Source organism: Amycolatopsis sp. NPDC058986 (assembly GCF_042741125.1).
Lineage (GTDB): Bacteria > Actinomycetota > Actinomycetes > Mycobacteriales > Pseudonocardiaceae > Amycolatopsis.
On sequence record NZ_JBHYJW010000003.1, the window covers coordinates 106,262 to 132,117 of the forward strand.

The 25,856-nt window shown below is 71.2% G+C and carries 24 protein-coding genes; 12 read left to right on the forward strand and 12 right to left on the reverse strand.

Going from position 1 to position 25,856, the window contains the following annotated elements; translation table 11 throughout:
* Window positions 1-17 precede the first annotated feature (17 nt).
* Complete coding sequence (locus ACFW0G_RS04140) at window positions 18-620, forward strand: TetR/AcrR family transcriptional regulator (RefSeq protein WP_378323246.1); 603 nt, start codon at window positions 18-20, stop codon at window positions 618-620.
* The gene (locus tag ACFW0G_RS04145) at window positions 604-2,223 is read left to right on the forward strand and encodes an acyl-CoA dehydrogenase family protein (RefSeq protein ID WP_378323247.1); all 1,620 of its coding nucleotides are present in this window, start codon (window positions 604-606) and stop codon (window positions 2,221-2,223) included. The genes ACFW0G_RS04140 and ACFW0G_RS04145 overlap by 17 nt, the downstream gene beginning before the upstream one ends.
* Here the strand turns inward: ACFW0G_RS04145 and ACFW0G_RS04150 are convergent.
* Window positions 2,220-2,837, reverse strand: coding sequence for an AAA family ATPase (locus ACFW0G_RS04150; RefSeq protein WP_378323248.1), 618 nt, complete (start codon window positions 2,835-2,837; stop codon window positions 2,220-2,222). The genes ACFW0G_RS04145 and ACFW0G_RS04150 overlap by 4 nt on opposite strands.
* Before the next feature lie 40 nt (window positions 2,838-2,877).
* Window positions 2,878-3,525 (reverse strand): DUF6461 domain-containing protein, encoded by a 648-nt coding sequence (locus tag ACFW0G_RS04155; RefSeq protein WP_378323249.1) that lies wholly within the window; start codon window positions 3,523-3,525, stop codon window positions 2,878-2,880.
* A gap of 173 nt (window positions 3,526-3,698) precedes the next feature.
* Here ACFW0G_RS04155 and ACFW0G_RS04160 point away from each other — a divergent pair, with 173 nt between their 5' ends.
* The gene (locus ACFW0G_RS04160; RefSeq protein WP_378323250.1) at window positions 3,699-4,283 is read left to right on the forward strand and encodes a DUF4865 family protein; all 585 of its coding nucleotides are present in this window, start codon (window positions 3,699-3,701) and stop codon (window positions 4,281-4,283) included.
* Between the two features lie 4 nt (window positions 4,284-4,287).
* On the opposite strand, the gene ACFW0G_RS04165 is transcribed toward ACFW0G_RS04160, so the two are convergent.
* The 3 genes from ACFW0G_RS04165 to ACFW0G_RS04175 form a co-directional block, all read right to left on the reverse strand.
* Window positions 4,288-7,404 (reverse strand): amidohydrolase family protein, encoded by a 3,117-nt coding sequence (locus tag ACFW0G_RS04165; RefSeq protein WP_378323251.1) that lies wholly within the window; start codon window positions 7,402-7,404, stop codon window positions 4,288-4,290.
* A 91-nt stretch (window positions 7,405-7,495) separates the two neighbouring features.
* Window positions 7,496-8,671 (reverse strand): SWIM zinc finger family protein, encoded by a 1,176-nt coding sequence (locus tag ACFW0G_RS04170; RefSeq protein WP_378323253.1) that lies wholly within the window; start codon window positions 8,669-8,671, stop codon window positions 7,496-7,498.
* On the reverse strand, window positions 8,668-11,397 hold the full coding sequence (locus ACFW0G_RS04175) for a DEAD/DEAH box helicase (RefSeq protein WP_378323255.1): 2,730 nt from the start codon (window positions 11,395-11,397) through the stop codon (window positions 8,668-8,670). The genes ACFW0G_RS04170 and ACFW0G_RS04175 overlap by 4 nt, the downstream gene beginning before the upstream one ends.
* 78 nt (window positions 11,398-11,475) lie before the next feature.
* Between ACFW0G_RS04175 and ACFW0G_RS04180 the strand changes: the two genes are divergently transcribed.
* The 5 genes from ACFW0G_RS04180 (at window position 11,476) to ACFW0G_RS04200 (ending at window position 15,708) form a co-directional block, all read left to right on the forward strand.
* Entirely contained in the window at window positions 11,476-12,255 is a 780-nt protein-coding gene (locus tag ACFW0G_RS04180) for a TetR/AcrR family transcriptional regulator (protein ID WP_378323435.1), read from the forward strand.
* A gap of 9 nt (window positions 12,256-12,264) precedes the next feature.
* Window positions 12,265-13,404, forward strand: a complete 1,140-nt coding sequence (locus ACFW0G_RS04185) for a glycosyltransferase (RefSeq protein WP_378323257.1) — start codon at window positions 12,265-12,267, stop codon at window positions 13,402-13,404.
* A gap of 78 nt (window positions 13,405-13,482) precedes the next feature.
* Complete coding sequence (locus ACFW0G_RS04190; RefSeq protein WP_378323258.1) at window positions 13,483-14,802, forward strand: RNA polymerase sigma factor; 1,320 nt, start codon at window positions 13,483-13,485, stop codon at window positions 14,800-14,802.
* Window positions 14,803-14,873: 71 nt separating this feature from the next.
* The gene (locus ACFW0G_RS04195; protein WP_378323259.1) at window positions 14,874-15,206 is read left to right on the forward strand and encodes a YciI family protein; all 333 of its coding nucleotides are present in this window, start codon (window positions 14,874-14,876) and stop codon (window positions 15,204-15,206) included.
* A gap of 16 nt (window positions 15,207-15,222) precedes the next feature.
* Window positions 15,223-15,708 carry an AraC family transcriptional regulator gene (locus tag ACFW0G_RS04200; RefSeq protein ID WP_378323261.1) on the forward strand — a complete coding sequence of 162 codons (486 nt, stop codon included), beginning with the start codon at window positions 15,223-15,225 and terminating at the stop codon, window positions 15,706-15,708.
* A 62-nt stretch (window positions 15,709-15,770) separates the two neighbouring features.
* Here ACFW0G_RS04200 and ACFW0G_RS04205 read toward each other — a convergent pair whose 3' ends face one another.
* Complete coding sequence (locus tag ACFW0G_RS04205) at window positions 15,771-16,256, reverse strand: DUF1772 domain-containing protein (RefSeq protein ID WP_378323262.1); 486 nt, start codon at window positions 16,254-16,256, stop codon at window positions 15,771-15,773.
* A 105-nt stretch (window positions 16,257-16,361) separates the two neighbouring features.
* Here ACFW0G_RS04205 and ACFW0G_RS04210 point away from each other — a divergent pair, with 105 nt between their 5' ends.
* The 3 genes from ACFW0G_RS04210 (at window position 16,362) to ACFW0G_RS04220 (ending at window position 19,280) form a co-directional block, all read left to right on the forward strand.
* Window positions 16,362-17,294 carry an AraC family transcriptional regulator gene (locus ACFW0G_RS04210; RefSeq protein WP_378323264.1) on the forward strand — a complete coding sequence of 311 codons (933 nt, stop codon included), beginning with the start codon at window positions 16,362-16,364 and terminating at the stop codon, window positions 17,292-17,294.
* Between the two features lie 131 nt (window positions 17,295-17,425).
* Window positions 17,426-18,301, forward strand: coding sequence for a helix-turn-helix transcriptional regulator (locus tag ACFW0G_RS04215; RefSeq protein WP_378323265.1), 876 nt, complete (start codon window positions 17,426-17,428; stop codon window positions 18,299-18,301).
* Window positions 18,302-18,428: 127 nt separating this feature from the next.
* Window positions 18,429-19,280: an oxidoreductase gene (locus tag ACFW0G_RS04220; RefSeq protein WP_378323266.1), complete on the forward strand. Its 852-nt coding sequence runs from the start codon at window positions 18,429-18,431 to the stop codon at window positions 19,278-19,280.
* 11 nt (window positions 19,281-19,291) lie between these two features.
* Here ACFW0G_RS04220 and ACFW0G_RS04225 read toward each other — a convergent pair whose 3' ends face one another.
* From ACFW0G_RS04225 to ACFW0G_RS04235, 3 genes are read right to left on the reverse strand one after another with little or no spacing between them, the layout of a single operon-like run.
* The gene (locus ACFW0G_RS04225; protein ID WP_378323267.1) at window positions 19,292-19,750 is read right to left on the reverse strand and encodes an SRPBCC family protein; all 459 of its coding nucleotides are present in this window, start codon (window positions 19,748-19,750) and stop codon (window positions 19,292-19,294) included.
* On the reverse strand, window positions 19,747-20,091 hold the full coding sequence (locus ACFW0G_RS04230; protein ID WP_378323268.1) for an ArsR/SmtB family transcription factor: 345 nt from the start codon (window positions 20,089-20,091) through the stop codon (window positions 19,747-19,749). Before ACFW0G_RS04230 ends, ACFW0G_RS04225 begins: the two co-directional genes overlap by 4 nt.
* Before the next feature lie 54 nt (window positions 20,092-20,145).
* Entirely contained in the window at window positions 20,146-20,679 is a 534-nt protein-coding gene (locus tag ACFW0G_RS04235; RefSeq protein ID WP_378323270.1) for a GNAT family N-acetyltransferase, read from the reverse strand.
* Between the two features lie 41 nt (window positions 20,680-20,720).
* On the opposite strand from ACFW0G_RS04235, the gene ACFW0G_RS04240 reads away from it, so the two are divergent.
* The gene (locus tag ACFW0G_RS04240) at window positions 20,721-21,281 is read left to right on the forward strand and encodes a helix-turn-helix domain-containing protein (RefSeq protein ID WP_378323271.1); all 561 of its coding nucleotides are present in this window, start codon (window positions 20,721-20,723) and stop codon (window positions 21,279-21,281) included.
* Here the strand turns inward: ACFW0G_RS04240 and ACFW0G_RS04245 are convergent.
* From ACFW0G_RS04245 to ACFW0G_RS04255, 3 genes are all read right to left on the reverse strand, one after another.
* A complete protein-coding gene (locus ACFW0G_RS04245; RefSeq protein ID WP_378323272.1) occupies window positions 21,278-21,631 on the reverse strand; it encodes a hypothetical protein in 354 nt (117 codons plus the stop codon). The genes ACFW0G_RS04240 and ACFW0G_RS04245 overlap by 4 nt on opposite strands.
* A gap of 51 nt (window positions 21,632-21,682) precedes the next feature.
* A complete protein-coding gene (locus tag ACFW0G_RS04250) occupies window positions 21,683-22,846 on the reverse strand; it encodes a hypothetical protein (protein WP_378323274.1) in 1,164 nt (387 codons plus the stop codon).
* Window positions 22,847-23,035: 189 nt separating this feature from the next.
* Window positions 23,036-25,579 carry an ATP-binding protein gene (locus ACFW0G_RS04255; protein WP_378323275.1) on the reverse strand — a complete coding sequence of 848 codons (2,544 nt, stop codon included), beginning with the start codon at window positions 25,577-25,579 and terminating at the stop codon, window positions 23,036-23,038.
* Between the last annotated feature and the right edge of the window lie 277 nt (window positions 25,580-25,856).

Here is a 25,856-nt window from a genome sequence, read left to right on the forward strand (position 1 = left end):
GTGGTTCACTTCTTGCTGTGCCGTACCGCCGTACCCCGAAGGTGCAGGAAAGACTGGACGCGCAGCACGAGAAGATCGTCGCCGCCGCTGTCGAGCAGCTCGCCGCGCACGGGTACGCCGGATGCTCGATGGCCGCGGTCGCCGAGCGTGCCGGGGTCGCGACCGGCACGGTGTACCGCCACTTCCCCACCAAGGCCGAGCTCGATCTGCGGGTCTTCCGGCAGGTCGTGACCCGCGAGGTGGAGGCGGTCCGGGAGGCTTCCGCCGACGGTGACCCGATCGAGCGGGTGCTCGTGGTGTTCGAGACGTTCGCTGCGCGCGCGTTGAAGGCTCCGCGTCAGGCGTACGCGCTGCTGGCCGAGCCGGTCGGGGCGGAGATCGACGCTGAGCGGCTGGAGTTCCGCCGCGCGTTCCGCGACGTCGTCGCCGGGCACGTCGCGGCCGGTGTGCGGTCCGGGGTACTGCCCGCGCAGGACGCCCGGCTCACCGCGGCGGCGCTGGTCGGCGCGGCCGCCGAGGTGTTGATCGGGCCGCTCAGCGGTGGCAGTGCCAGTGATGTCGTCGAGTTGCGCACGTTCGTGCTGCGTAGTTTGGGAGGTTCGGATGCCCGCCACACATGAGGTCACCAACCAGGTTCCGCCCCTGGCCGACCACGACGTCGCCGCGGATCCGGCGCTGCTGGACGGACTCACGCGCGCGGGTGCGGGGTGGGCGGCCGAGGAGGTCCACGAGCTGGGCAGGCTCGCGGGGAGCGAGCGGGTCCAGGAGTGGGGGCGGCTGGTCAACGAGAACGAGCCGGTGCTGCGGACCCACGATCGCTACGGTCATCGGATCGACGAGGTGGAGTTCCATCCGTACTGGCACGAGCTGATGGACGTCGCGGTGTCGCACGGGCTGCACGCGGCGCCGTGGCGGGACTCGCGGCCCGGGGCGCACGCGGCGCGCGCGGCGAAGTTCTACGTGTGGAGCCAGGCCGAGGGCGGGCACGGCTGCCCGATTTCCATGACCTACGCGGCGATCCCGGCGTTGCGGTTCAACCCCGAGCTGGCGACGAAGTACGAGCCGTTGCTGGCGGCGAAGGAATACGACTTCGGGCTGCGCGAGCCGAGTTCGAAGCGTGGACTGATCGCGGGCATGTCGATGACGGAGAAGCAGGGCGGCTCGGACGTCCGCGCCAACACCACCGTCGCGACGCCCGCCGGCGACGGCAGCTACACGCTGGTCGGGCACAAGTGGTTCACCTCGGCGCCGATGTCGGACATGTTCCTGACGCTGGCGCAGGCCCCGGGCGGGCTTTCGTGCTTCCTGCTCCCCCGCGTCCTGCCGGACGGCTCGCGCAACCGGATTCTGTTGCAGCGGTTGAAGGACAAGCTGGGCAACCGGTCCAACGCCTCCTCGGAGATCGAGTACGACAACGCCCTCGGATGGCTGATCGGCGAGGAGGGGCGCGGCGTGCGCACCATCATCGAGATGGTGAACAACACCCGGCTGGACTGCGTGCTCGGCAGCGCGTCGGGGATGCGGCTGGGCGCGGTGCGGGCCGTGCACCACGCGCGGCACCGGCGGGCGTTCGGGAAGACGCTGGCCGAGCAGCCGCTGATGGCGAACGTGCTGGCGGATCTGCTGCTGGAGTCGGACGCGGCGACCACCGTCGCGATGCGGCTGGCGGCGGCGACCGACCGGCCAGGGGACGCGCAGGAGCAGGCGTTCCGGCGGCTGGGGCTCGCGGTGACGAAGTACTGGGTGTGCAAGCGGGCGCCGTCGCACGCGGCGGAAGCGCTGGAATGCTTGGGCGGCAACGGGTACGTCGAGGAGTCCGGGATGCCGCGGCTGTACCGCGAGGCTCCGCTGATGTCCATCTGGGAGGGTTCCGGGAACGTCGCGGCGCTGGACGCGCTGCGGGCGATGGCGAAGCAGCCGGAGTCGGTCGCGGCCTACTTCGCCGAGGTCGAGCTGGCCGCCGGTGGTGACGCGCGGCTGGACGACGCGGTGGCGCGGCTCAAGAAGGAACTGGCCGATCTGTCCGATGTGGAGTATCGGGCACGGCGGCTGGTGGAGTCGATGGCGCTGGCGCTGCAGGGCTCGCTTCTGGTGCGGCACGGCGACCCGGCGGTGGCGGACGCGTTCTGCGCGTCGCGGTTCGGCGGGGACTGGGGTGTCGCGTTCGGGACGCTGCCCGCAGGGACGGACACCGCGGCGATCATCGCGCGGGCCGGGGGCTAACCGACCCGGATGTGCTTGACGCTCACCCAGGTCTGGCGCAGGTTCGCGCGCAGGCTGCCGGTGGTGTCCGGCCGGAGGTCGAGCCCGGTGTGGCGGGCCACCTCGTCGGCGACCTGCGCGACGGTGCGGTCGTCGGTGTGGACGTGGTGGGCGAACTCGGGGCGGCGTAACGCGGTGAGGCAGCGTTCGACCTGCTTCAGCGCCCAGGAGTCGCCGTGGATGAGCGGCGTGACGCGCCTGCGGAGACGTCGCCGGACGGTGTCTTCGCGGGCGAGCAGGGCGAAGTGGTGCACGGTGTGGCCGTCGGCGCGGAGCTTGCCGATGATCTCGTCGAAGTAGGCGGGGACGACGACGGTCATCGGCGCGATGATCGTCTTGTCCGTGCCTTCGTAGGTGCGCAGCAGATGGTCGAGGACCTCGCGGACGCCGTGGCGCCAGGCCGGGAAGTCCTGGAAGTCGCCGCGTACCGCGCGCGGCAGCATGCGACGCAGGCCGAAGCCGAGGTGCTCGGGGTCGGCCACCTCGCTGCCCGGCAGGCGCCGGTGCAGTTCGAAGGCCGTCTGGGTCTTGCCGCCGCCGAACGGGCCGTTGATCCAGAGCAACGTCGGAGCCATGGGCCCGACCCTAGCCGAACGCCGGGGGCGGCCGGTCGGGTCAGCCGAAGGGCGTGCCCAGCAAGGGGATCCGGCGCAGGTCGTCGAGGGTGCAGGTGAGTCCCGCCAGGGCACAGACGACGCGCATGCCGATGGCGTAGTCGGCCTCGCCGGGTTCGAGGTAGTCGGTCTCGAAGACACCGGCGGCGGCGAAGGCCGCGCGCAGTTCGGCGGGCATGTCGGGGACATCTGCTTCGAGATCGAGGTCGTCGACGTCGACGAAGGCGAGCTGTTCCCCGTTCACGGCGTAGCTCATGCTGGCGTCCGCGTTGATGGTGTACAGACTCGAAGCGGCCGTTCGCCCGTCGGCCGACAGCGGGATGGTGTCGTCCTCGGGAACGGTCGCCCCGCCGTCGTCGTAGACGAAGGTCCACTCACCGATACGTCCTGCCAGCAGCGCGGCGGAATCTCCCGGTTCGATCTTCAGGGCCGCGCCGGGCAGCGAAGTCACCGCGTCCGGCCTGGCAGCGGGCAGCTCGCAGGGCTGGAACCACCGTGGCTTGGCACCGAGCGCTTCGAGCGCTTCCGCCGGTTCGAGGCCCTTCACGACGTGGAGCGTGTGGTTCGGATCCTCGGCGGCCAACTCGACGAGCCAGACCGGATCCCCTTCGGCGGTGAGGGTGTTGGGTGGAAAACCAGGCGTTGACATCAGGATCTCGCTATCGGAAGTGGTGGGCCATCGAGGAGAACAGCGGCCACCGTAGCCAGCTCTCGCCGCTTCCGGTGCCCCGCTGCCCGGCAGGTCCGCAGCCGTGCCCTAGAGGGCACAACTCCGGTTCTGTACCTATTAGTATGTACGGGACGACCGCGAACGGAGACCCGATGCACGCGATGCAGTACGAGATCACCCTGCCCGCCGACTACGACATGGACATCATCCGCGACCGCGTCGCCACCCGCGGACATCTGCTCGACGCCTTCCCCGGGCTCGGGCTCAAGGCCTACGCCATCCGCGAGCGCGGCGTCGATGGCTCGACGCTCAACCAGTACGCGCCGTTCTACCTGTGGCACGAGGCCGCCGGGATGAACGCCTTCCTCTGGGACGGCGGCTTCGGCGGCATCATCGAGTCGTTCGGCCGCCCGGTCGTGCAGCACTGGACCGGGCTGGCGTTCGCGGAAGGTCCCGCGTTCGGCGACACCCCGCGAGCGGCGAGCAAGCACACCGAACCAGTGCCCGCCGAGGTCATGCCCGCCGACGTCATCGCCCGTGCGCTCGGCGAACTGGAGACGCACGCGCGCCGCCGGGACGTCCATTCCGCCGCACTGGCGATCGACCCGCGCACGTGGGAGCTGGTGCGCTACACCCTCTGGTGGGACGCCGCGCCGGAGGAGGACGAGGTGCGGTACCGGGTCCTGCACGTTTCGGCACCGCACCTGGCCACGCTCCCCCGCGGCCGCCAGTGGTGACGACTCAGTCGCCCGCGCAACAGGAATGCCTGCTCGCCGCCACGTAATGCGGGTCGTGCCACCAGAACTCCCGGTTCGCCGGATGCTCCGGGGTGGCCGCGACCGGCGTCGGGGCGAGCGACGCGCGGGCCGTGGTGAACGGCGCGAGCAGATCGTCCACTGTGTACACCAGCCCGTTGCTCACGACCGTGCGGACGTCGGCGGCGTGCCGGATGTCGCGCAGCGGATCGCCGCCGACCACGATCAGGTCGGCAAACATCCCGGGGGCGATCCGGCCGAGTGGCTCGCCGAGGAACCGGCCGGGCGCGCTCGTCGCGGTCACCAGCGCCTCGTGGGGCGTCAGCCCGTGCCGGACCATCGCGCGCAGGTTCATGTGCGTGCTCACCGCCGTGTGGTCGATCGGCGAGTCGGTGCCGGTGACCACCAGGCCGCCCGCCCTGATCAGCGCCGCGACCTGCTGCACCTGGTGGGCGAGGTTGCGCCGGTCCGCGGTGAGATCGGTGTTCCGCACCCTCGTGACCGTGTCCCGCAGCTTGGCGTACTCCCAGGCCGGGTAGAGCGTCCGCACCCGGCGGTCCTCGACCAGGCTCGTGTCCTCGGCGTAGAGCACGATGTTGCGGAACAACGTCGGCGTCCGCGCCGCGCCCGAGGCCGCGAACAGCGCGACGTCGTCCCGATATCCCTTGCCCAGCGCCGAAATCGTGCGCGAGTAGCCGAACCTGCTCGTCGCGCCCATGTGCTCCATCCCGTCGCCGCCGAAGCCGAGCGCCGGATAGCTGTAGTGCGACGTCGCCGGAACGCCGTGTTCGTGTGCCCAGCGCACCACCCGGCGCTGCCATTCCGGCGGGAGGCGGACGTAGGCCTTCATCAGGTCGTAGTCCAGTGCCTCGGCGCGTTCGAGCTCGCGTTCGAGCTGCCGCTCGTCGAAGGTCGGGCGCATGAAGTTGTAGAACACCCGCGCCCCGTCGATCGCCTCGCCGGTGCCGAAGTACCGGGGCGCCACGCGCGCACCCGACTGGACCGACTCGCGAGCCTCGACCATGTGATAGGCCGGGCTGCCCGGCGATCGGGTGGTGGTGAAGCCCAGCGAGAGCCACAGCCTGCCCTGCCGGTCACCGTATTCGTAGCCCTGCATCTCGCGGTGGTGGTGCATGTCGATCAGGCCCGGCAGCACGACGGCGTCGCGTGCGTCCACCAGCTCGGCGTCCCAGCTGTCGCGCCGCGGCTCGACCGCGGCGATCCGGTGCCCCTCGACCAGGACGTCCACATTCCGGCGCAGCGTATGGCTTTCGCCGTCCCACATCGCGCCCGCGCGGATCAGCGTGCGACCCCGGGGACGCACGTTCGTCCAGCTCAGCCGCACCGGCACGGTACGCGGGGTGCCGCCCTCGGCGGGCACGATCCGCAGCCTGCCACCGGAAAGGTAGAGCAGTTCCCGGGAATCGCCGCTCCAGCTGGGCGCGTCGGTGAGTTCGTCGGTGATCCGGCGAGGGACGCCGGCCGGGGTGCCGTCGGCGTGGACGTCGAGTACCCACAGCACGCTGGCCATCGCGAACGCCATCCGGCGGCCGTCCGGCGAGAACACCGGGCCGTCGTCGCCGCGGGTCTGGATCGACCGGTCCGGGATCGGGTCGGCGTACCGGCCCTCCCCGGTCGCCACGTCGACGAGCAGGATCTTGCTGAGCCCTTCCCGGAACCGCGCCGAGTACGGCTTGATCGCCGCCATCGCGATCACCCGCCCGTCGGCCGACCAGCTCGGCCTGCCCGGCTCGAACGTCGCGGGGTAGACCTTCCGCACCGCGCCGGTGGCGACCTCGACGACGTGCAGCGCGCCGTCCTGGTTCAGGAACGCCAGCCGCGCGCTGTCCGGCGACCACGAACCCGACACCGCCGCCGCGCCGGGCAGGTGTGTCAGCTGCCGGTCCTCGCCGGTGGCGAGGTCGCGCAGCCAGAGGTCGAGCTTCCCGCCACGATCGGTCGAGTAGGACAGGTATTTCCCGTCCGGCGACCACGCGGGATCGCATTTCCACCAGTGATCGCCGGTCAGCGGTCGCGGCGCCGAGCCGATCCGCATCGTGTAGACGTCGTTGAGTGCGCGGAAGGCGATCCGCGTGCCGTCCGGTGACAGGACAGGGCTGCCGATCCCGATCACCGGGTGCGGCCGGACGGAGTCGAAGTCCCGTCGCCGCTTGCGGTAGCGGGGGCGGGTCACCGTCACGGTCGCGGTGAAGGCGATGTCCCGCACAGTCGTACGGTCCAGTGAGCGACGCCGGATCACCCCGTCGGCGGTGTAGACGTACTCGCGGGGCCCGGCCCAGGACACCGGGAACGGGAAGACCTCCTCGCCGGCGAACAACGGTTTCCCCGCGCGCACCAGCTGCGTGTCCCCGTTCGGCAGCTGCCGCTGGAAGACCAGGTCCGCACCGTCCGGGGTCCATGACGGCGCGTGCAGGGTGTGCCCGGCGGGCGCCCGCACCACCGTGGTGCGCGAGCCGTCGGCGATGGTGACGACGTCGACGCGGCTGTACCCGACGACGATCGCGACCTTGGTGCCGTCCGGCGACCAGGCCGGTTCGCACTCCTGCTCGCCGGTGCGGGTCAACACCGAAGACGTGCCGCTCGCGACTTCGAGCAGGTGGATCCCGTAGGAGCCGTTCTCCGCGTCCGAGGAGCAGGCGATTTTCTTGCCGTCCGGGGAGAATCGTGGCTCACGATGGTCGTAGGGGCCGTGAGTGAGCTGCCGCAGGCCGGTGCCGTCGGCCCGGATCGTCCACAGGTTGAAGACACCGTCCCGATAGGACTGGAACACCAGCGTCGCGCTGTCCGGCGCCCAGTCCGGCAACGCGACGTCGCCCAGATCGTCGGTCAACCGGTGCGCGGCGCCGCCCTCGGCGGGCATCACCCACAGCACCCCGACCGCGTCGAAGGCGACGAGACGGCCGTCCGGGGAGATCCGCGCGGCCATGCCCGTGCCCTGGGTCAGCGTCACCGGGGTCCCGGCGGACGCTTCCTCTCCGGACGGGGCGGCCGCCGCGCCGGAAGCGGCGACCACCCCGATTCCGGGTACCGCGGCCGTCCCGGCCACACCCGCGATGAAACCCCGTCGATTCAGCGCAGCCATTCCGGACCCCCATGTCCGCCGCTCGTCGTGCCTGCTCCCTTCTCTACACGCTGAGCGATCGGACGACTACCCCTGTTGCACGGGGTGCCGGTCAGGCGAGCAGGGCAGCGAAGGCGACACCGGGGTCGGTTTCCGGCGAACCGGACGGCCACCACACGCCGGCCTCGGCGCGGTAGGGGTACCAGCGGCCGTCGCGGCCCGCCCGCAGCTGGACGTCCGTCCCTGCCACGGTGCCGCGGTTGCGGTCGAACTCCAGCACGACGCCGCGGTCCTCGACCGCTTCGGCCAGTGCCGCCCGCGCCCGCGCGAGCACCGGCTTCGGCGGCGACCAGGTCGACTCCAAGACGTCGAGCCCGCCGCGCCCGCCATACGTCCAGGCGGCAACGGCGCGAGCGAAGTCCTCGCCCGCGTCCTCCCGCAGCCGCGCCGCGGCCTCGGTGCCGGGGAACGTCGCGGCCAGCCGCACCGCGTCCTGGCGCCGGTTCAGCTTCGGCGCGCCGGACAGCATCGCCTCGGCGACCGCGGCGGCGTTGTCCGCCAGGACGGCGAAGGTCTCCGCCGGAATACCCGGCGCCGCGGGCACTTCGGGCCGTCCTCGCGGCGTGAACGCGTCGAGGTCCGGCATCACCGGGGCCGTCCTGGCGAAGGCGTCCGAGACGGGGACGTCCTCGTCTGCACCGGTGGCGCGGACGAACCGGGGCGCGTTGCGGCGCTGCAACTCCTCGAGCACCTCCCGCTCCCCCTTGCCCCGGATGAGCAGCAGGACGAACGGATCGGCGTCGAGCAGCCACGACACCTGGAACGACAACGCCGCCGCGTGCCGGCACGGCAGTTCCCAGCCGGGGCAGTCGCATTCCGGATCGAGATCGCCGATCCCGGGCAGCAGGTGCACCCCGGCGTCGTCGGCGGCCTCGACCAGGTCGTGCGGCATGTCGCGGTCCAGCAGCGCGGCCAGATGCCCGGCGCGGGAGGCCACCCGGTCCAGGAACCGTTCCCAGTCCACATCGGACAGTTCGGCCAGCCGCAGCCGGGTCTGGTACGGACCGCCGTCCACGTCGTCGACCTGCGCGGCGATCCGGCCGGGGCCGACGGCGATCGGCCCGACCAGCCCCGCCGTGGCGTACTTCCGGCCCTGTTTGAGCTGACGCAGGTCGAGCGCGGTGTCCTCCATCGCCGAGATCCACGCCCGGCCCCACCACGAGCGCGCGAACGGACCACGGCCCGGCTGCGCGCCGAACGCCGGGAATCCGCGTACGTCGTCGGTCATCGAGGCCTCCTCAGCTCGACCAGTTCGGTCAGTTCCCCGTCGCTCAGCTCGGTCAGCGCGGCCTCGCCACCGGTCAGCACCGCCTCGGCCAGCGCGCGTTTCTCCCGCAGCATCCCGGCGATCCGGTCCTCCACCGTCCCCTCCGCGACCAGCCGGTGGACCTGCACCGGCCGCGTCTGCCCGATCCGGTACGCGCGGTCGGTCGCCTGGTCCTCGACCGCCGGATTCCACCACCGGTCGTAGTGCACGACGTGATCGGCGCGGGTCAGGTTCAACCCGGTGCCCGCCGCCTTGAGCGACAGCAGGAACACCGGGACCTCGCCCGCCTGGAACCGGCGGACCAGCTCCTCGCGGCGCGCGACCGGCGTGCCGCCGTGCAGCAGCTGCGTCCCGATGCCGCGCTCGGCGAGATGCCGTTCCAGCAGCCGCGCCATCGCGACGTACTGGGTGAACACCAGCACCGCGCCGTCCTCGGCGAGGATGGTGCCCAGCAGCTCGTCGAGCAGTTCGAGCTTGCCCGACCGTCCCTCCACAATGGACTCCCCAGAAGTCTCCTTGAGGAACTGCGCCGGATGGTTGCAGATCTGCTTGAGCCCGGTGAGCAGCTTGACGATCCGCCCGCGCCGCGCCATACCCTCGCTGCCCGAGATCTCCGCCAGCATCTCGCGCACCGTCGCCTCGTACAGCGCCGCCTGCTCGGTGGTGAGCGTGACCGGGCGGTCGGTCTCGGTCTTCGCGGGCAGCTCCGGCGCGATACCCGGGTCGGACTTCCGCCGCCGCAACAGGAACGGGCGCAGCAGTCGCGCGAACCGCTCCGCCGCGACGGGATCGCCGGACTCGATGGGCTTGGCCCACTGACGCCGGAACTCGGGCAGCGCGCCGAGCAGCCCCGGCGTCGTCCAGTCCAGGATCGCCCACAGCTCCGACAGCGTGTTCTCCACCGGGGTACCGGTGAGCGCGATACGCGCCGACGCGGGCAGCGTCCGCAAGGCCTTCGCCGTGCCCGAGCGATGGTTCTTGACGTGCTGCGCCTCGTCGGCGACCAGCAGCCCCCACTCGACCCCGGCCAGCGGCGCCGGGTCGGCGCGCAGCGTGCCGTACGTGGTGAGCACGAACCCGCCGTCGAGCCCGGCCAGCGACCGCGCGCCGCCGTGGAAGCGACGTACCGGCGTGCCGGGCGCGAACCGCTCGATCTCCCGCTCCCAGTTGCCCAGCAACGACGCCGGGCAGACCACCAGCGTCGGTCCGGCTTCTGGCACCTCCGCCGCGCGGTGCAGATGCAGCGCGATGAGCGTGATCGTCTTGCCCAGCCCCATGTCGTCGGCGAGACACCCGCCGAGCCCGAGCTCGGTCTGCGTTGCCAGCCAGCGCAGCCCCCGCAGCTGGTAGTCCCGCAGCGACGCGGCGAGACCCGCCGGTTGCGGAAGTGGTTCGGGTGCCGCGGAAAGCCGTTCCCGCAACCGATCCAGCCAGCCTTCGGTGACGACCTCGACGTGTTCGCCGTCGATCTCCGCGGTCCCGCTCAGCGCCACACCGAGCGCGTCGACCGGGGTCAGCGGCTTGAGCATCCGGTCGCGTGCCTTCGCCGCGAGCGCCGGATCGACCAGCACCCACCGGTCTCGCAGCCGGACCACCGGCCGCCGCGCCTCGGCGAGCACATCCAGCTCCGCCGCGGTCAGCACATCGCCGCCGAGCGCGAGCTGCCAGTCGAAGGCCAGCGCCCGGCCACCGCCGAAGAACGACGGCAGATCGTCCGGCGGCGCGCCCTCGGAAGTAAGGACAGCGCGAGCCGTGAGATCACCGGCCAGCTCGGCGGGCCAGTGGACGTCGATCCCGGCGGCGCCGAGCCGCGGCGCGGCCGCCGCGATCAGTTCGCCGATCTCCTCGTCGCCCAGGTCGAGCTCGTCCGGGACGGCGGCGGCGAGCAGCGGGCCCAGCGCCGGCCACACCCGCACACCCCGGCGCAGTGCGAGCATGACGTCGATCCGCGCCCGCGGCCCCAGATCCCCGGCGCCCGACCACAACTGTCCCGCGTCGACGATCTGCGACGGATCGGCGAGGTTGTGCGCCTGCACCACCAGGCGATACCGTCCGGCCGCCGGATCGCCGCCAGGGACCTCGACCCGCAGCGACACCCGGACGCCGGAGTCCAGCCCGGCCGAGACCTCGTCCGCCCAGTCCCGCAGCCCGGTCGCGTCCTGCGCGGAGGCCGCGGCGTACAGCCGCTGACCGGTCGCCGCGGCCGCCGCCGGCGTGCGGGGCAGCGCGTCGACGACGGCGTCGAGAAACGCCCGCAACAGCGGATACCGTGCGGGCAGCCGGGTCTCGTCCGCCGAAATCGGCGCGGCGTGTGCCTCCGGGGGCATCGCGTCGGCCAGCTCGCGCAACCACGCCACTTCGGCCGGTTCCAGCGGACCGGCCCGCCATGCGTCGTGCCCCGCCTCGGACACCCCGGGCAGCATCCGCCCTGCCGAGACGAGCCGGAGCGCCGCCCGTGCGGCGGTCGCCCAGAACGTCACCGCGGGGGACGCGTCCATCGCGGCCAGCAGTGCCGGCAATGCCTCGACGACCGGCACCCGGCGGGCGGCCACCGCGCGGATTTCCGGCGCTGCCACGCGCAGCAGCTCGGCGTCTTCGGACGGATTCGTGTCGAGATCCCAGAACACGATCTTCCCCAGTCGAGGAGGATCGGCGGGTTCGAACAGCGCGGATTCCCGCAGAATCATCCCACCCCATTCTCTGTACGTCGTACGCGAGACAGTATACCGTAACTCTGTACGGCGTACAAAAAAGTGATGGGCAGAATGACGGACGTGAGCACGGAGTACAGCGGCAGTGGCGATCCGCGACGCACCATCGAGCTGCTCTGGGGTGTCGACGGGCCGCCGCGGCGCGGCCCGAAACCCAAGCTGTCGGTGACCGACGTCGTCCGCGCGGCCATCAAGCTCGCCGACACCGACGGCATCGCGGGTGTGTCCATGCGCCGCGTCGCCGACGAACTCGGCGTCTCCCCCATGTCGCTCTACACCTACGTTCCCAGCCGCGCCGAACTGGTCGACCTCATGCTCGACCACGTCCACGCCGAACTGGCGGCCGTCGAACCCGGCACCGGATGGCGCGCCGCGCTCACCGCGATCGCCGAGGACAGCTGGCGGATGTACCACCGCCATCCGTGGATGCTGCAGGTCGTCACCGGCCGCCCGACCCTGGGCCCGCACACTTTCGCCAAATACGAACGCGAACTCGCCGCCCTCGACGGCATCGGCCTCGACGACCTCGAAATGGACGCCCTGACCACCCTGCTCAACGGCGTCGTCCAGGGGTTCGCGCGCGGCTCGGTCGAGGCCGCCCGGCTGGTCAGCCACAGCGGGATGACCGACCAGCAGTGGTGGGACGCCAGCGCGCCCGTGCTCGCGGAGATCCCGGCCGCCGACCCCGCGAACTACCCCCTCGCCTCCCGCGTCGGCACCACCGCCGGGCAGGCCCACGGTGCGGCGGCCAGCCCCGGCCACGCCTTCCACTTCAGCCTCGCCCGCATCCTCGACAGCATCGAAACGCTCATCGCGAGCCGCACCGCTCGCTAGATTGAGCCCATGCGCCTGCTGTGCACGTTCGTCGGGGGAAACGGCCACTTCCAACCACTGGTACCGGTCGCACGCGCCGCGGCCGACGCCGGGCACACCGTCGCCTTCTCCGGCGAATCACTCATGGTCCCGACGATCGAAGCGGCGGGATTCCCGGCGTTCGCCTCCGGACCCGACTACGGGAGCACGGGTGAGCGCAAGCCGCTGCTCCCGGTCGACCGCGAACGCGAAGCGAACGACCTCCGCGAGGGCTTCGCGCGCCGCGCGGCCACCCAGCGCGCCGACGACCTCCTGCGGCTGTGCGCCGACTGGACTCCGGACCTGATCCTGTGCGACGAGGCCGATTTCGGGGCCATGATCGCCGCCGAACACCTCGGCCTGCCCTGCGCGACCGTGCTCGTCATGGCGTCCGGCTCGTTCGTCCGTCCCGAGATCGTCGGCCCGGCACTCGACGAGGTCCGCGCCGCGCACACCCTGCCCGCCGACGCCCCGCCCGGGATGAGCGCACGACACCTCGTGCTCAACCCCTTCCCGCCTGCCTTCCGCGACCCGGACTTCCCGCTTCCGCCGACCGCACGGACTTTCCGTGCGGAAACCACCCCGGTCACCGAGGCACCGCACTGGCGGATCGAGGGCCGCCCGACGGTCTACTTCACCCTCGGCACCATCTTCAACACCGAATCCGGCGATCTGTTCACCCGCGTCCTCGACGGCCTCGCCGAACTGCCGGTCACCGCAGTGGTCACCGTCGGCCCGGTCATCGACCCCGCCGAGTTCGGCCCCCAGCCCGGCCACATCCACCTCGCCCGTTACCTGCCCCAGCACGACGTCCTCCCGCACTGCGACGCCGTCCTCACCCACGGCGGCTCCGGCAGCGTCCTCGGCGCGCTCGCCCACGGCCTGCCTCAGGTCCTCGTGCCGATGGGCGCCGACCAGCCGAACAACGGCGACCGCGTCACCGCGCTCCGCCTCGGCAAGGTCCTCGACCCGATCACCGTCACCCCCGCCGAAATCCGCGACGCCGTCACCGCCGTCCTCGACGACGACCGCTACCGCCGCAATGCCGCGCGTTTCGCCGCCGAACTCGCGGCACAGCCACCGGCCGAGGAAACCGTGTCCTGGCTGGAAGGACTCCTCGCCGCGAGATAGTTTCGGCTCCGCTGTCGGTCCGCCGGGGCGCCGTTCGTCGGTCCATCGACCGAACCGCACCGGCACGGAGGGGAGCAGATGGCACCGGACGTCGAAACCGCGGTCGCGGAGGCCTTTCGCGAGGAATGGGGCCAGGTCGTCGCCACCCTGATCCGGGTGACCGGCGACTGGGACCTCGCCGAGGAGTGCGCGCAGGACGCCTTCGCGCTCGCCCTGCGCACCTGGCGCCGCGACGGCGTCCCGGACCGTCCCGGCGCCTGGCTCACCACTGCCGCCCGCAACCGCGCCATCGACCGGCTCCGGCGCGAAACGCTCGGCGCCGGGAAGCTCCGGGAGGCCGCCCAGATGCTCGACTCCTACCCCGACGACGGCGACGACAGCGGCGTCCACGACGATCTGCTGCGGCTGATCTTCACCTGCTGCCATCCCGCCCTCGCCGTCGAAGCCCAGGTCGCGCTCGCACTGCGCACGCTGGCCGGGCTGACCACCGCCGAGATCGCCCGCGCCTTCCTCGTCCCCGAACCCACCATGTCCCAGCGCCTGGTCCGGGTGAAACGCAAGATCCGCAACGCCGGCATCCCCTACCGCGTCCCGCCCGCACACCTGCTGCCCGAACGCACCACCGCCGTCCTCCGCGTGCTGTACCTGCTGTTCAACGAGGGCTACTCGGCCAGCGCCGGACCGGACCTGCTCCGCCCGGACCTCGCAGGCGAAGCCCTCCGCCTCGCCCACGTCCTGGCCCGGCTCATGCCCGACGAACCCGAGGCACTCGGCCTGCTCGCGCTGATGCTCCTGCAGCACGCCCGGCGCGACACCCGCGTCGGCCCCGGCGGCGAACTCGTCCCGCTCGAAGAACAGGACCGCGAACGGTGGGACACCGCCGAGATCGCCGAGGGCACCACCGTCCTGGAAACCGCGTTGCGACGCCACCGACCCGGCCCGTACCAGATCCAAGCGGCCATCGCGGCCTGCCACGCGACCGCGGCACGCCCCGCCGACACCGACTGGGCGCAGATCGCCGGCCTCTACGGCGAACTCCGCAAGCACACCCCGACCCCGGTCGTCGCCCTCAACCACGCCGTCGCCGTCGGCATGTCCGCCGGTCCGGCCACCGGCCTCGTCCTCGTCGACCGGCTCGCCGAGAGCGGGGCACTGGCGGGGTACCACCTGCTCCCGGCCACCCGCGCGGACTTCCTCCGCAGGCTCGGCCGCGACACCGAAGCCGCCGAGGCCTACCGCGACGCGCTCGCGCTGGCCCCGACCGCTGCCGAACGCAGCTACCTCACCCGCCGCCGCACCGAACTGCGGCTCACGGAAAATTCCTCCGCCGAGGTGTCGGTCCCGGCCGATCCCGCACGTCGGGTGGATGACCGCGCGAAAACGGACGGACCGAGATGACCGCCAAGACCTTGAGCATGCCGGGCGCGCGCCTGCGTGACCTCCTCGACCAGCACTGAAAGGATCGGACCATGCGGTACCTGCTCATGATCTGCGGCGACGAAACCGCCGCCGAGCACCGGAACGACGGCTGTGGCGACTGGGGCGAGGAAATGCAGCGCCGTGGCGTCATCCTCGACGGCGCCGGGCTCCACCCGCCGGGCGACGCCACCACCATCCGGGTCCGCGACGGCGAAGTCCTGCTCAGCGACGGCCCGTTCGCGGAGACCAAGGAACAGATCGGCGGCTACTGCCTCATCGAGTGCGGCGACCTCGACGAAGCGATCGACATCGCCTCCCGCCATCCCGCCGCCGCGTACGGAACCATCGAGGTCCGCCCCGTCCTCACCCCCGAACACCCCTGACCGAGGAGCCGATCCCATGCCGTCCTTTGCGGACCGTCCAGCCCAGCGCTACGTCGGCGCCCGCGCCACCATCGGCGTCACTGAGTTCGACACCATCGCCGACCAGATCCCGCGGATCATCGGCCTGCTCGCACAGCACGGCCTCGCCCCGGCGGGCGCGCCGTTCTTCCGGTACCTCGTCATCCATCCCGGCATGCGCTTCACCGCCGAGGCCTGCGTACCGGTCGACGGCGACTTCATCCCCGAGGCTCCGCTGATCACCGGTGTCGTCCCCGCGGGCAAGTACGTCTTCAGCAACTACGTCGGTGCCCCGGACGGGCTTTTCGGCGCCACCAAAGCGGTTCTGGACTGGGGCGCCGCCGAGGGCGTGCGCTGGGACAGCACCGAAACCGAGGACGGCGAGCAGTGGGGCGGACGTCTCGAAGTCCTCAACACCAACCCGCTCGAACAGCCCGACCCCACGAAATGGTCGACCGACCTGCTCTTCCGCGTCGCCGGCTGACCCCATGCCGTTAAGGCCACCTTACGGGCGTCTGACGCCCGTAAGGTGGCCTTAAGGGAACGTCAGCGACGGGTCAGCAGAGCGCCGACCAGACAACCGAAACCCGCCGTCGAGGAGACCGCGCGCACGACATTCCACCGCACCCAGACCGTCTCGAACCGCGCCCGCACTTCCTCCAGCGTCGCCGAACCATCGGCCGCCTGTGCCTCGAGCGCGTTGTTCAACGGCACGTTGACCACCCCGGTCACGATCAGCGTCACCATCAGCAGCACGAAACCCGCCACCACCCACGGCAACGCTCCCCGCAGGTCCGAGCGCAGGTGCAACGCCCCGGCCACCGCCGCCAGCAGCGGCGCGCCCAGGAACGTCGCCATGAACCAGCCGTTGAGGATCGCGACGTTGATCCCGCGCATCCCCTCGACGAACGTCTTCGCGTCGCCACGGGCCAGCCCTGGCATCACCGAACACGCGTAGGCGTAGAACAACCCCGCGGACAGACCCGCCGTGATCGTCGCCGCGACCAGCGCGATGACCGCCACCGTATCCATGGCACCCTTCCTTTCCCCAGGCATGACCACTAGTCAAGCGGCAGCGAGTGAGACGCTCCATCGTTCAGCTGCTCACATCCATGCTCCAGCGTCTACCATTCCGGCATGGACCCGCTCGCCGCCCTCCTCGACGGCCCCCGCGCCCACGGCGCGTTCCTGCTCCGGTCCCTCCTGACCCCGCCCTGGTGCCTGCGGATCGAAGACCGCGCACCGCTGACCGTCATCGCCGTCGTCCGCGGCGAAGCGTGGGTCGTGCCCGACGAGGACGACGGCGTCCGGCTCGGCCCCGGTGATCTCGCGATCGCGCGGGGACCCGACCCGTATCTCGTCGCCGACCACCCGGCCACCCCGCCGCAGGCCGTCATCCACCCCGGCCAGGAATGCCGGACACCCGAGGGCGAACACCTCACCGACCTCGGCGACGTCGGCGTGCGCACCTGGGGCTCGGGCACCGACGGCCCGCTGGACATGCTCACCGGCACCTACCCGGTCGCGGGCGAGGTCAGCCGCCGCCTGCTCGCCGCGCTCCCGCCCCTGCTCGTCCTGCGGGCCCAGGACTGGCAGAGCCCGCTGATCCCACTGCTCGCCGAGGAAATCGGCAAGGACGTCCCCGGCCAGGAAGCCGTTCTCGACCGGCTCCTCGACCTGCTGCTGATCGCCGCGCTCCGCACCTGGTTCGCCCAGTCCCGCGACCGCGCCCCCGCCTGGTACCGCGCCCACGACGACCCCGTCGTCGGCCAGGCACTGCGCTTGCTGCAAGACCACCCGGACCGCCCCTGGACGATCGCCGAGCTGGCCGCGAACACCGGCGTCTCCCGCGCGGCGCTCGCCCGCCGCTTCACCGCCGCCGTCGGCGAACCGCCGATGTCCTACCTCGCCGGCTGGCGGCTCGCCCTCGCCGCCGACCTGCTGCGCCAGCAGCCCGACTCCACACTCGGCGCGGTGGCGCGCAAAGTCGGCTACGGAAGTTCGTTCGCGCTCAGCTCCGCCTTCAAACGCGAGTACGGCCAGAGCCCCCAGCACTACCGCGCGAGCTGAACCCGCCACGGCGGGCTCCCTCCCGGTCTTCGTACTCGAACCCGGGCACGTCGTACCGGGTCGCGCAACGTAGTACTGGCAGGGCCAGCCATGTCCTTGGTGATCGACTGGGCGAAGAGCAGACTCAGGGCATGGGCAACAACGACCTTGGCGACTTCCTGCGGGCCCGCCGTGCCGGACTCACGCCGGAGAAGATCGGTCTGCCGGTCGAGTTCGGCGCCGGTCGCCGGGTCGCCGGTCTGCGGCGCGGTGAGGTCGCGCAGCTGGCCGGGGTGAGTATCGAGTACTACACCCGGCTGGAACAAGGCCGCGCCCGGCAGCCGTCCGAACAGGTACTGCATGCCCTCTGCGACGCGCTGCGGTTCGATGACATCGAGCGGCGGCACCTGTTCGCCCTCGCGGGTACCCCAGCCGGGCACGAGGACCGGGCCGAGCACCCGTCACGGCTACGACCGGGGCTGCGTCAGGTGCTGGAGTCGATGGATCTGGCTTCTGCTTTCGTCAGCGACCGGAACCTCACTGTCGTCGGCGGGAACACGTTGTGGGCGTTGCTGTTTCCCGATGTGGCCGCGCTGCCGCGCCGGGAACGCAGCATGGCGCGCTGGACGCTATTGGATCCGCGTGCTCGCCTCGTGTGGCGCGACTGGGAACGCGTCGCCCGCGACTACGTGCACGGGTTGCGCCGGGCCGCCGCCACCCATCCGCGAAACCAGCACATCGCCAACCTGATCGGTGAGCTGATGATGCGCTCACCCGAGTTCCCGGCGTGGTGGTCGGAACACCGCGTCCAGGAACGCAGCACCGGCCTCAAACGCCTTCACCACCCTGTCGCCGGTGACCTGGAACTGCAGTACGAGATCTTCACCTCGGTCGCCGACCCTGGCCAATCGCTCGTCGTCTACTGCGCGCCGTCCGGCTCGCCGTCCGAGGAGCGCCTGCGACTGCTGGCCAGCTGGGGCAGCGAACCCGCCGCCACGACCGCCCAGGACACCGCCGCCGAGTCCTGACCACCGCCCGAACCGGGCGATCCAGCACCGGTACCACCCAGACACGACCCCGGCATCCCCGCGGGGTCCATGCCGCCGTGCCCACGCACGCCGCGGCCGGACACTCATCCATGAAAGGACATCCGTAGTGAGCAACACATTCCTGATCACCGGCGTCAGCACCGGCCTCGGGCTGGCCATCGCCCGGCGAGCCCTGGCGGCCGGGCACCGTGTCGCAGGCACCGTGCGCACCGAGCGGCACGCGGCGGCCTTCCGGGCACTGGACCCCGACCGGGCCCGTGCCTTCATCCTCGACCTGTCCGACGAGGACCGGATCGACCCCACGGTGCGGGCCGCCGAAGCGGAGCTGGGCCCGATCGAAGTGCTCGTGGCCAACGCCGGCTACGGGCTCGAAGGTACCTTCGAAGAGTCGTCGATGGCCGATCTGCGCCGCCAGTTCGAAGTCAACGTGTTCGGCACGGTGGCGACCGTGAAAGCGGTCCTGCCCGGCATGCGGGAACGGCGTGGTGGCCACATCTTCGTCATCACCTCGATGGGCGGGCACACCACCTTCCCCGGACTGGCGTTCTACGAAGGCAGCAAACACGCACTGGAAGGCATCACCGACACCCTCGCCCAGGAGGTCACCCAGTTCGGCGTGCGGGTCACCGCCGTGGCTCCCGGCGCGTTCAAAACCGACTGGGCAGGCCGGTCACTGGTGCGCGCACCACGCAGCATCGCCGACTACGACGCCCTGTTCGACCCGATCCGGACCCGCCGCCTGGCCCTCGCGGGCCAGGGCATCGGTGACCCCGATCGCGCGGGCGACGCCATCCTCACCCTCCTGGGCGCGGAGAAGCCTCCCGTGCATGTCCTGCTCGGGTCGGACGCGCTACGCCTGGTCACCGCCGGGCGCCAGCGGGTCCAGGACGACTTCGACGCCTGGGAGGAACTCAGCCGCTCCACCGACTCCACCGAGGGCGGAGTAACCGTCGGCTGACACCGGGCCCGTCACCGAGACGGCTGGGCGCGCCGGAGTTCCGCGTCGAGCTTGTCCAGCCACTCGCCGGTGCCCTGTTCGCGCCAGGCCGGTTCCTCCGCGCCGTCGAGGAACGTCCCCTGTTCGGTCAGGACCAGCCGGGTGCCCTCCCCGTCCGGGACGAACTCGACGGTGGTGATCGAAATCGTCGCGAGGGTGCCATCGAAGCTCAACGTTCCGGCGTAGGCGATGCGCTCTCCGTCGACGATGTCGTGATAGGTCGCCTCGAACGTCAGCAGCGGGCCGTCTCCGGTGTGCCGGCCGCGGTTGATTTCCCGGCCACCGATCCGGAAATCCAGCTCGTGGCCGACGTCCGCGCCGAACCAGCGAGCCTTGGCCGACGGATCGGACCACGCCGCGAAGACCCGGGCGGGTGCGACGGGGTACCGGCGTTCGAGACTGAACGTGGCGTGCTTGACCGAACGGGTCATGACGAACTCCTGTCCTCCGGGATTTCCGGCTCGGCGACGACCTCGCCGAGCCGGTCGAGACGGTGCTCCCAAGGCGTGCGCTGCCGTCCGAGCCAGCCTTCGGCGACGCGCAGCGCGGCCGGTTCGACCTGACAGGTGCGCACCCGGCCGGCCTTCTCGGACCGGATGACCCCCGACGCCTCGAGAACCTGCAGATGCTGGACGACCGCCGCGAGCGACATCGTCAGCGGCGCGGCCAGCTCGCTCACTGAAGCAGGCCCGCGCACCAGCCGCTCCACCAGTGCTCGCCGCGTCGGATCCGCCAGCGCCTTGAACACCTGGTCGAGGTCATACTTAAGCATATACTTAAGTTAATGTATCCGAGGACGGAAAGTCAAGTAGTTACTTAAGTTTTGTCAGCGGGGCTCGGTGGGCGGATCCTCGTCGATCAGGAGCGTCCGCTGCATCCAGGCGACGTCCCGCCAAGCGCCGTGCTTCCAGCCGATGCGCCGGTACGTCCCCACCGGTTCGAAACCCATTGCCCGGTGGAGCCCCGCACTCGCGTCGTTCGGCAGCGTCATGCCCGCGACGGCGGTACGGAAGCCGCGCTCGGCGAGCCTGTCGAACAAGGCGGTGTACAGCGCGCGCCCACCGCCCGTCCGGCGTCGCCCGCGTTCGAGGTAGACACTGACCTCACAGGACCATCGATACGCGGCGCGTTCCTTGAACGGCCCGCCGTAGGCGTACCCGATGACGTCGCCGTCGTCCTCCAGGACCAGCCAGGCGTGCCGTTCGTTCGCCGCGGCGATGCGCCGGGCCATCTCCGGCGGCGACGGCGGGTCGGACTCGAAGGTGATCGCGGTATCGGTGACGTACGGCGCGTAGATCGCGGCGCACGCCTCGGCATCCGACTCGGCGGCGTCACGGATCTTCAGGTTCCCAGCAGGCATGACTACTATCGTAGCCATCAGTGGTCTTATAGTGAACAACTATGTCGGACCCGCTCTCCGTGTCACTCGCTGCGACCCTCCATGCCGCTCGCCTCGAACGCGCTCTCTCGGCCAGCGCACTCGCCGAGCGCTCCGGCGTCTCGCGCGCCATGATCGGCAAGATCGAACGCGGCGAAGCCCAGCCGACCGCGGTGCTGCTCGGGCGTCTTTCGGGCGCCCTCGGCATGACACTGTCCGAACTCGTGGCCCGCGCCGAGGGCGGTGATCGGCGGCTCGTGCGCGCCGCGGATCAGCCGAGGTGGACCGATCCCGCCAGCGGCTACCGGCGCCGCGCGATCTCGCCGACGACCGGCGGCCCGCTGGAACTGGTCGAGGTCGAACTGCCGCCGGGCGCCGAGATTCCCTTCCCCGCCGAGACCTACACCTTCCGCCACCAGCAGATCTGGGTGCTCGACGGCCACTTGCGGTTCCGCGAGGGCGAGACCGAGCACGAACTCGACGCCGGCGACTGCCTCCAGCTCGGCCCGCCCGCGCCCTGCGCGTTCATCAACCCCACCACGGAAACCTGCCGATACCTCGTCGCACACACCCGGCGCACCTAGCGGGTCGGGTCGTATCGCGCGTTCTGCGCGTCCCAGGGAAGTTCGTGATCGTCGACCTTGACGGTCCACTCCGCGTCGGGCAGCAGCAGGCGAAGCTTGCTCAGTACCTCCGACCAGTACTGGATCGCGACCCACAGGTCGTTCGGTCGCCGGCGGGGAAGCTTGGTCGCGCCCTCGAGCACAGTGGTGCCGGTCAGCCGGTCGCTGTCGTAGAAGGTGAGGCCGCCCTCACCGCCTGCGTTGTCGATCACGTCGGATCGGGACCTGCGGACCAGCATCGCGACAAGACCCTGCTCCGTCTCGTCAAGCGGACGGTCCCGTCGGGCGGTGTAGTAGATCGACCAGCTCACCGGGACAGTATCCGTTGCCGGGGACGGGCACACTCCGGGGCAGGGGACGCATCACCGCACATGCTCGGCGAGCAGCTTGCGGACGCCGTCCGGCAGCGCCTCGTCGTCCGGGCGCGCCGCGAGGACATCGAGCAGCCGTCCGAGATCCCGCTCGGCCGCGGTGTTCCGCTCGGTCAGCGTCCGCAACTCCGCGCCCAGCGCGAGCGTGGTGTCGTGCATCGTCCGCACCGACCGGTCGTGCTCCGCGCGGATCGTGGTGACCCGCTCGTCGAACTCCGTACGAAGACGGTCGGCGTCGGCCCGCGCGGAGGCCAAAGCGGTTTCGTGGGCCGCGGTGGCTGCGGAAAGCTGTTCGTGTAGCGCGTCGATCCGATCCCGCGCGGAAGCGGCCTGAAGTTCGGCCACCTCGGCGCGCGCCGCGGCGGCCTGACTCCGGGCACGCTCGTCGACGAGGGCCGACTGGGACGCGGCGAGTTCGGCGGTCGCCGAAGCCAACGCCGTCGCCCGATCCCCCGCGAGCGCGGCGGCCGCTTCGGCGCGCTGGTTAGCCCGGACGAGTTCGTCCCGCACGGCGGCGAGTTGCCCGGACGTGCGCTGCTGCTCCTGCGCCGCCGCCTTGCGCGCGGCACGCTGGTCATCGCGTTCCTTGACGGCCTTGGCCTGCTCCCGCTCCGCCTCCGCCGCACGCGCGCGGTCCTTCTCCGCCTGCTGACGCGCCAGCGTGGCGTCGGCCTCGGCGAGGCCGCGCTGACGCCGGTGCTCGTCCGCCTCCTCGTGGGCGCTGTCCCGTTCGGCGAGTGCCGCCGCGACGGTCGCGTCGAGCTGTTGCCTGATGGTCGCGAGCACCTCGACCAGCCCACGCGCCGGGTCGAGCACACGATCGATCTCGCCGGCGAGCGCGGCGACGGCGGTGTCGTCCAGCTCGGTGTCCGCCTCACGCAAGGAATCGGCGTCGACCAGCGCGGCCTCGGCGTCGCGACAGTTCAGGCCGCGGCTCCCCCAGGTCTTGCCGTCCTGACAGAACCGTGGCCGGTTCCCTCGGCCGCTGACCTGCGGGAGCGCGGCACCACATCGCCGGTAGCCGCACACCCGCACCGATTCGTCACGCTTTTCGTCAGGCCCTGTTTTTCCCGAGGGTGATGGGCCCGGCTGATCCGCGCCGCCCTCTCGTGATCCCTGCTCGCCGAGCACCGTCTCTGACCTGCGCTTTTCCATGTCGCAACTCTATCATCACGAATATTTTAGAAATATCTGGGTATCTTCTACTGGAATTCATACCTCATGCAGCCATCTAATTTGGGATAAGGTCTCATATCGCAAGTCAGAAGCGTGAAGCGAGTGGCCCCGCCGGACTCCTCTTCGAGGGAGGTCGATGCGGCCAGGAGACGCCAGTGGTGCGCGGTGTCACCCCGAGTGGTCACCGTCCACTCGGGACGAAACTGGCGGGATGCCCGACTGGTTTCTGAGCAGCGCTCGCATCATCGCCGCTTCGGGGACGTCGAGTTCGACGTAGATCGTCAGCGCCGCGCACCAGGACTCGCGGGCCTGCTCGGGTTGGCCAAGGGCGTGGTGGACCAAGCCCAGCTGGTGGTGGGCGTGGGCCTGCTCAGCGGGTTCACCGGACTGACGGCTCAGCGTGAGCGCGTCGCGGTGACAACCCAGAGCGTCCCGGAGATTCCCGGTCAAGCGGGCGATCTGTCCCAGGTTGTTGAGGGATTCGGCCTGCAGGCTGCAGCTGCCGATGTCCTGGGCGATCCTGAGGGCCTGCCGGAAGTACTCCGCGGCGCGTTGTTCATCTGCCCGCTGCAGATGAGCCAACCCCACGCCGTTGAGGCAGTTGCACTCGACCCACCGGTCTCCGCTCGCGCGTGCCTGCTCGACCCCCTGGTGGAAGCAGTCGAGCATCAGCTGGGGCTGCCCCAGCCGCCAGTGGGCCAGTCCCAGCGGGATCAGGGCGTGACGTTCGACGTACCGGTTCCCGCTACGCCGCCCCAACTCGTGTGCGGTGGTGGCGAGGTTGAGCGTGGTGCTGTGCCGGCCCAGCAACCAGTGGACCATCGCCAGCCCGCACAGATGTTGGCCTTGCAAGGCCTGGTCGTCGCACAGGCGGGCCAGGACCAGACCGTCGTGGAAGTGCGCGAGCGCGTCGCGATAACGGCCGACCCTGCCGCGGGCCGACGCGAGATTGTGCAGGGCGTAGCTGGTGGTGGCGCGGTTGCCGGACATCTTCGCCGCCGAGCACGCCTGCTCGAAATGCCGCGCGGCCTGGGGATAGTCGCCCCGGCGCCAGCGGCTCAGGCCGAGGCCGATCAGGGCGCGCGCCTCGCCGTCGTGATCGCTGGTGTCGCGGGCGGCCGACAGGGCAAGGGTGTGCAGGTCCCACGCGTCGTCGTAGTAGGCGCGGATGTCCAGGAAATGCCAGAGCGCGGTGGCCAGGGCGCCTACCCACACGTTCGACCGCGGTCCGGTCGTGGCTCGGGCGAGCGCGAGCAGGTTGAGCCGTTCGGTTTCCAGCCAGGACTGGGCCTGCGCGTAGCCGGTCACCGCCGCGAGCGAGGTATCCGCCACCGGGTCGGCGCGGTGCTGGTCACAGGCCAGCATGGCGGCGGCATGGTGTGCGGTGCGCAGGTAGAACTCGCCGATCCGGTGCAGCGCGGTTTCGCGTCTTCGGTGGTCCATGCTGGTACGAGCGGTGTCGGCGGCGTAGAGACGGACCAGGTCGTGCATCCGGTAGCGGCCGGGTGTGTCCTGCCGCAGCAGGCACACCTGCTCCAGCGCGTCGAGGATCTCCCGGGCCCGCGCCGGGGACAGCCCGGCGAGCGCGGCCGCGGCGGGCAGGCCGATGTCGGGGCCGGGCGCGAGACCGAGCAAACCGAACACCTCGGCCTGAACGGACGTCAGTCTCGCGTAGGACCAGGACAGGACCGAGGCGATGCCGACCGATCCCGCGCCGCAGTCCAGCGCGGACAACCGGGTGGTCGCATCGGCCAGCTCGGCGGCCAGCGCGGTCAGCGTGAGGCCGCGGGTCCGCGCCCGTGCGGCCACCACGCCCAGTGCCAGAGGGAGTCCGCCGCAGCAGGCCAGCACGCGCCGGCTCGCGTCGGGTTCGGCCGCCAGCCGCTCGGTGCCCAGGCGAGAGACGAGCAAGGCGTGCGCGTCGGTGTCGGGCAGGACATCGAGCGCGAGAAGGTTCAGGCCATGGGAGGCGTCCAGCCCTGTCAGCGGGACACGGCTGGTGATCACCACCGTGCAGGTGGCACCTCCGGGCAGCAGTGGGGCCACCTGCACGGCGTCGGCGGCGTTGTCCAGCATTACGAGCATCCGCTGGGCGGCGGTCAGGCTCCGGTACAGGCTCACCTGAGCGTCGATACCGGCGGGCACCGCCGCCGGAGCGACCCCCAGGGCGTCGAGGAAACCGCGTACGGCCGCCGCCGGTGGCAGCGGCGTGACCTCGGGCGAGAACCCCCGCAGGTCGACGTACAGCTGCCCGTCGGGAAAGCGGTCCACGTGCTGATGCGCCCAGTGCAGGGCCAGCCAGGTCTTGCCGATCCCGCCCGCACCACCGATCGCGGTGATCACCACCGTCGGCGCCGATCCGGAGGCGTCCCGTGCCCACCGCGTCAGTGCCGCGAGCTCCCGCGCACGACCGGTGAAGCCCCGCGGCGCCGCAGGCAGTTGCCGGGGCACCACCACCGACGGGGCCCGGTGGTACTGGTGCTCGGCACCGGTGCCCAGTGCGAGCGCCATCAGTCCGTCGAACTCGTGGGGCTCCAGGTCGAGTGCGCCGGCCACCCGACGCAGCGACACCAGGCGAGGCCGCTCACAGCTGTCGGTCTCCAGACGGCACAGCGTGCGCACCGAGACCCCGGACCGCTCAGCCAGCTCCTCCTGAGTCAGCCCCGCCTGTTCCCGCAACCGCCGCACCGCGGCCGACAACCGATCGCCCATGCCGACCTCCCCGTCGGCCACGTTCACCCCGTGAACCAACGGTAACGCACCGGCCGGACACGGATGGCGGGTTTCTGACCTGGTCACCCTGGCGGCCCAGCGGCAAACTGAACCACGACCCCAGCACGTCGGGGCAGCCAGGGACCCGCAGGTCTCGCGGCCTGGGAGTTAGCCGATCACGAGGTACGAGTCGAGAGTGCCCGACGACGAGGGGTATCGCCGGGCGGTCTCGTACTGAACGACGGCTGCCAAGGGGAGATCGCAGTGACTGCGGGAC